A 5,730-nucleotide genomic window follows, 5' to 3' on the forward strand; every position below is an offset into this window, starting at 1 on the left:
AACCCAAAACCCCCTATAAGCCTTTTGATCATGTGGCAGCCCCCCCGGCGCCCTCCCCGCCCGGCGGGTTGCCGCGCCCGCGCCCCCCCCCCGGGCACCCCCCGGGCGGCCGAAGGTCGGCCGCAGGCCGGGCGGCCGGACGCTCGCCGAAGACCCGCCGGTCAGCCGGCCGGGCCGCGCCGCAGGACCCGGCTCAGCGCCGCCGCGACCTCCTCCGACAGCCCGCGGTCGTCCCGGCGTCCCGCGCTCGACGGCACCAGGTCGGCCGGGCGGGGATCGTCGCGGACCGCCTCCCGGGTGTGGCCGCAGTCGCGGCACTCGACCTCGCCGAGCCGGCAGACCAGCGCGACGGAGCCGCAGACCGCGCAGCGGTCGAGATCGTCCGCCCAGTCGTGGGCGGTCTGGCAGCCGGGGCAGACCAGCACCTGGTGGTCCGCCCGGACACCGCGCCTCCACGGGCTCGCCCCGCGCACGGGGTCGGTCTGCCGCGCCCCGCAGCGGAAGCAGGGCATCACACCTCCAGGGGTGCGGGGACCGGAACCGGCCGCGGGACGCCGCCGCACGGCCGGGACCGGCCCGTTTCGCTCAGAGTCCGGCGAGCGCCTTGCGGTACTCGTCCAGGTCGCGTGCGTCCGGGATGGCGTTCACGACCTTCCAGCGGACCACGCCCTGCGCGTCGATGATGAAGGTGCCGCGCAGCGCGAGCCCCTTCTCCTCGTCGAACACGCCGTAACGCTGCGCCGTCCCGCCGTGCGGCCAGAAGTCCGACAGCAGCGGGAACTGGTACTTCTCCTGCTCGGCCCAGGCGCGCAGCGCGAACACCGAGTCGACCGACACGGCCAGCACCTGCACGTCGTCGCCGCCGAGGGTGGGCAGCTCGTCCCTGATCTGGCAGAGCTCGCCCGTGCACACGCCGCTGAACGCCAGCGGATAGAACACCAGGACGACGGTCTTCTCGCCCCGGAAGTCCGACAGCTTCACCGGCGTGCCGTGCTGGTCCTTCAGCTCGAAGTCCGGTGCGCTGTCGCCTACCTCAACCGACAAAGCCTCTCCCGCGGATCGTCCCCGCCCTGGCGGGGGGTGTGGGCGCCCCCACGGGCGTGGGGACGGGCCCAGTCTGCCACCCGCCGCCGGAGCCGGACGGCCCGGTCGCCCGCCGCCTCGGCGGACGCCCGGGGCCGCGCGGCTACTTGCGGACCTTGGGCGCGACCAGCCGCGTTCCGGACCACTCCTTCGCGGCGCTGACGCTGCTCGTCTGCGACAGCCCGGCCGTCTGCGCGGCCTCGCCGATGTCGCTGGGCTCCACGTGCCCGTCCCGGCCCGCCTTCGGCGTCAGCAGCCAGATGTTGCCGCCGCCGGTGAGCGGGATCATCGCGTCGGTCAGGCCCTCGAACAGGTCGCCGTCCTCCTCGCGCCACCACAGCAGCACGATGTCGACCACGTCCTCGTAGTCCTCGTCGACCAGCTCGGTCCCCGTGACGGCCTCGACGGAGCGGCGAAGCTCCTCGTCGACGTCGTCGTCGTAGCCGATCTCCTGCACCACCTGGCCCGGCTTGAGGCCGAGCCGTTCGGCCAGGCTGCGCTCAGACTGCGCCTGACCCGCGGTCGCGCTCACGAAAGTCCTCCCATTGTCGTCAGTCCGCACGGTGTCCCGCGCATGTCTCGTATCCAGGCGCCATCTCGGGCGGCCCGTCCGCACCCGTGCGGTGTTTGCGGGACAGTCCACACAAGTGAGGGCCCCTAGCGCAAGTGTCTTCCCGGCTTTTGGTGGGCTCATTGGCCCGATCACGGCGACCGTCGTCACAGGATCTCCACAGAGGGTGACAAGAGACGGTCATCCCGGGCCCTCGGAAGGGGGCTGTCCCCCCGTTCACCCCGGTCATCCCCGGAGAAAGGACAGCCGGACCTGCCGATCCGGGTTGTCCACGTTCAGGTCGACCAGCGCCACCGACTGCCAGGTGCCGAGGGCGAGCCGGCCGCCCACCACCGGCAGCGTCGCGTACGGCGGGACGAGCGCGGGCATGACGTGCGAGCGGCCGTGGCCCCGCGAGCCGTGCCGGTGCCGCCACCGGTCGTCGGCCGGGAGCAGGTCGCCGAGCGCGGCGAGCAGGTCGTCGTCGCTGCCCGAGCCCAGCTCGATGATCGCGATGCCCGCGGTGGCGTGCGGCACGAACACGTGCAGCAGGCCGTCGCCGCCGGCCTCGCCGGCGAACCGCCCGCACTCGGCCGTGATGTCGTGCACGACCTCCTGTGTACCGGTGGTCACCCGGACCACGGTGCTCTCCATGATCGCAGGTCTACCCGATCCGCGGCGCCGGACGCATCCCGGCGCGCGCGGATCCGGGCGGGCGTATCCCCGTCCGCTACCGGACGGGGTGCCCCGCGGCCTCGCGGGACTCGACGACGGCGTCCGGCCCCGGGTAGACGAGCGTCTGGTGGCCGTCCTCGAACCGGACCACGTACGGCGGGCCCCCGCCGTCGCCGCGGATCTCGACGATCTCGCCGACGCGGTCGTGCTGGCCCACGACGGTGCCGTGGACGTGCAGCCGGTCCCCGATTCGCGCCTTCATGGCTCCCCTCCGTTCCTGTGGAAAAACGGGTCCTCGAAAGGTGCGTACCCCGGTTGACCGGGGAGAATGGTTACCGGTTGGTAGAGATGCGTTAGCCGTCACGAACGACGACGATGGATCACGAAACCAGGCGGTGAGACACCTCCGCCGGGGACCGCGGGACCGCCGAACGGCGGCCGGGTCCCCACCAGCAAAGACGGCAAGCACAGAGGGGATCCCGTGGCTTCCGGACGTCAACGCTTTTCGATCATCAGCGACGGCCTGCCGAGCCAGCTGCCGGACATCAACCCGGACGAGACCCGGGAGTGGCTGGAATCGCTGGACACGGTCATCAAGACCGAGGGCCGCGGCAGGGCCCGCTACGTGATGCTCCGCCTCCTGGAAAGGGCACGGGAACTGCAGGTCGGGGTCCCCGGGCTGCGGAGCACCGACTTCATCAACACCATCCCGCCCGAGTCGGAGCCCTGGTTCCCCGGCGACGAGCACGTCGAGCGCCGCATCCGCGCCTACATCCGCTGGAACGCGGCGATCATGGTGTCGCGGGCGAACCGCCCCGAGCTCGGCGTCGGCGGCCACATCGCCACCTACGCCTCGGCCGCGTCGCTGTACGAGGTCGGCTTCAACCACTTCTTCCGCGGCAAGGACCACGGCGAGTCCGGCGACCAGGTGTTCATCCAGGGCCACGCGGCGCCCGGCATCTACGCGCGCGCGTTCCTGGAGGGGCGGCTGCCCGAGGAGAAGCTCGACGGGTTCCGGCAGGAGCAGTCGCACCCCGGCGGCGGCCTGTCGTCCTACCCGCACCCGCGGCTGATGCCGGACTTCTGGGAGTTCCCCACCGTCTCCATGGGGCTCACCGCGATCGACTCGGTGTACCAGGCGCGGTTCAACCGCTACCTCTACAACCGCAAGATCAAGGACACCTCCCGCTCGCACGTGTGGGCGTTCCTCGGCGACGGCGAGATGGGCGAGCCGGAGTCGCTCGGCGCGATCGGCCTGGCCGCCCGCGAGGAGCTGGACAACCTCACCTTCGTCGTCAACTGCAACCTCCAGCAGCTCGACGGCCCGGTGCGCGGCAACGGCAAGATCATCCAGGAGCTGGAGTCGTTCTTCCGCGGCGCCGGCTGGAACGTCATCAAGGTCATCTGGGGCCGCGACTGGGACCCGCTGCTCGCCCAGGACGTCGACGGGGTGCTGGTCAACCAGATGAACACCACCCCCGACGGGCAGTTCCAGACCTTCTCGGTGGAGACCGGCGACTACATCCGGGAGAAGTTCTTCGGCGCCGACCCCCGGCTCCGCAAGATCGTCCAGCACCTGTCGGACGACGACCTGCGCAAGCTGTCGCGCGGCGGGCACGACTACCGCAAGGTGTACGCGGCGTTCAAGGCGGCCCGCGAGCACGTCGGCCAGCCGACCGTGATCCTCGCGCACACCATCAAGGGCTGGACCCTCGGGTCCGACTTCGAGGCCCGCAACGCCACCCACCAGATGAAGAAGCTCACCAAGGCCGAGCTGAAGGAGTTCCGGGACCGCCTGTACCTCGACATCCCGGACTCGGCCCTGGAGGCGCCGCTGCCGCCCTACTACCACCCGGGCGAGGACTCCGACGAGATCCAGTACATGCGCGAGCGCCGCGCCGCCCTCGGCGGGTTCCTGCCGAAGCGCGTCGTGCGCGCCAAGCCGCTCAAGCTGCCCGGCGACCCGGTCTACAGCGAGCTGCGCAAGGGCTCCGGCAAGCAGAACGTCGCGACGACGATGGCGTTCGTCCGGCTGCTCAAGGACCTGATCAAGGACGAGAACATCGGCGCCCGGTTCGTCCCGATCGCCCCGGACGAGTACCGGACGTTCGGCATGGACTCACTGTTCCCCACGTCCAAGATCTACTCGCCGCACGGGCAGACCTACGACGCGGTGGACCGCAAACTGCTGCTGTCGTACAAGGAGGCCGAAAGCGGCCAGATGCTCCACGAGGGCATCAGCGAGGCCGGATCGATGGCCTCCGCGATCGCCGCGGGCACCGCGTACGCCACGCACGGCGAGCACATGATCCCCGTCTACATCTTCTACTCGATGTTCGGGTTCCAGCGGACCGGCGACCAGATGTGGGCGCTCGGCGACCAGATGGGCCGCGGGTTCCTGCTCGGCGCCACCGCGGGCCGCACCACCCTCACCGGTGAGGGCCTCCAGCACGCCGACGGCCACTCCCCCCTGCTCGCCGCCGCGAACCCCGCCTGCGTCCACTACGACCCGACCTGGGCGTTCGAGCTGGCGCACATCACCAAGGACGCGCTGCGCCGCATGTACGGCTCGTCCGACGAGCACCCGCAGGGCGAGAACGTCTTCTACTACCTGACGGTCTACAACGAGCCCTACCAGCAGCCCGCCGAACCCGAGGGCCTCGACGTCGACGGCCTGCTCAAGGGCCTGTACCGGTTCCGGACCGCGCCGGAGGTCTCCACGGGCAACGGGGAGCCGCCCCGGGCGCAGATCCTCGCGTCCGGCGTCGGCGGCCGCTGGGCCCTGGAGGCCCAGCGGATGCTCGCCGAGGACTGGGGCGTCGCCGCCGACGTCTGGTCGGCCACCTCGTGGAACGAGCTGGCCCGCGAGGCCCGCGAGTGCGACGAGCAGAACCTCCTCAACCCCGACGCCGAGCAGCGCGTCCCCTACGTCACCCGGACGCTCGACAACGTCGCCGGGCCGATCGTCGCGGTATCGGACTTCATGCGCGCCGTACCCGACCAGATCGCGCCCTGGGTGAACGGGGACTTCACCTCCCTCGGCACCGACGGGTTCGGGTTCTCCGACACCCGCGCCGCCGCCCGCCGGTTCTTCCACGTGGACGCCGCGTCGATCGTCCTCGCGGTGCTCACCCGGCTGGCCCGGCACGGCGAGATCAAGCCGGAGGCGCTGCCCGAGGCGATCCGCCGCTACCGGCTCGACGCCGCCGTCAGCGACGTCTTCGCCGGCGGCGTCGGCAGCGCCGAGAGCAACACCGGCGGAGACGCGTGATTTCCCAGGGGGGCGATATCCACCGGGGGGACGACCCCCCGAACCCCCCGGCTGCGCGGCTCGCCACCTCCTCGCTCCGCTCGCTGGCGCTCGCTGCGCTGCGGGGGCGCGGCGCGCCGGGCATCCCGTTGCGCTCGCTGGCGCTCGCTCC

Annotated in this window: 6 protein-coding genes; 1 reads left to right on the top strand and 5 read right to left on the bottom strand. The window is 71.7% G+C overall.

Annotation, left to right across the window (positions count from 1 at the left end; genetic code table 11):
• Nucleotides 1-161 precede the first annotated feature (161 nt).
• The 5 genes from ABZ914_RS44840 to ABZ914_RS44860 all read right to left on the bottom strand — a co-directional run bounded on the left by ABZ914_RS44840 (nt 162) and on the right by ABZ914_RS44860 (nt 2,570).
• Entirely contained in the window at nt 162-512 is a 351-nt protein-coding gene (locus tag ABZ914_RS44840; RefSeq protein ID WP_433150628.1) for a hypothetical protein, read from the bottom strand.
• A gap of 73 nt (nt 513-585) precedes the next feature.
• Nucleotides 586-1,044: a peroxiredoxin gene (locus ABZ914_RS44845; RefSeq protein WP_190862869.1), complete on the bottom strand. Its 459-nt coding sequence runs from the start codon at nt 1,042-1,044 to the stop codon at nt 586-588.
• Between the two features lie 142 nt (nt 1,045-1,186).
• The gene (locus ABZ914_RS44850) at nt 1,187-1,615 is read right to left on the bottom strand and encodes a DUF3052 domain-containing protein (protein WP_151542502.1); all 429 of its coding nucleotides are present in this window, start codon (nt 1,613-1,615) and stop codon (nt 1,187-1,189) included.
• A 264-nt stretch (nt 1,616-1,879) separates the two neighbouring features.
• A complete protein-coding gene (locus ABZ914_RS44855) occupies nt 1,880-2,287 on the bottom strand; it encodes a YjbQ family protein (protein ID WP_500200806.1) in 408 nt (135 codons plus the stop codon).
• Nucleotides 2,288-2,363: 76 nt separating this feature from the next.
• Nucleotides 2,364-2,570, bottom strand: coding sequence for a DUF1918 domain-containing protein (locus ABZ914_RS44860; RefSeq protein WP_387028484.1), 207 nt, complete (start codon nt 2,568-2,570; stop codon nt 2,364-2,366).
• Nucleotides 2,571-2,789: 219 nt separating this feature from the next.
• Here ABZ914_RS44860 and aceE point away from each other — a divergent pair, with 219 nt between their 5' ends.
• Nucleotides 2,790-5,579, top strand: a complete 2,790-nt coding sequence (aceE, locus tag ABZ914_RS44865) for a pyruvate dehydrogenase (acetyl-transferring), homodimeric type (RefSeq protein ID WP_500200807.1) — start codon at nt 2,790-2,792, stop codon at nt 5,577-5,579.
• Nucleotides 5,580-5,730: the final 151 nt, after the last annotated feature.

Origin of the sequence: Spirillospora sp. NPDC046719, from assembly GCF_040645715.1 — a bacterium.
GTDB lineage: Bacteria > Actinomycetota > Actinomycetes > Streptosporangiales > Streptosporangiaceae > Spirillospora.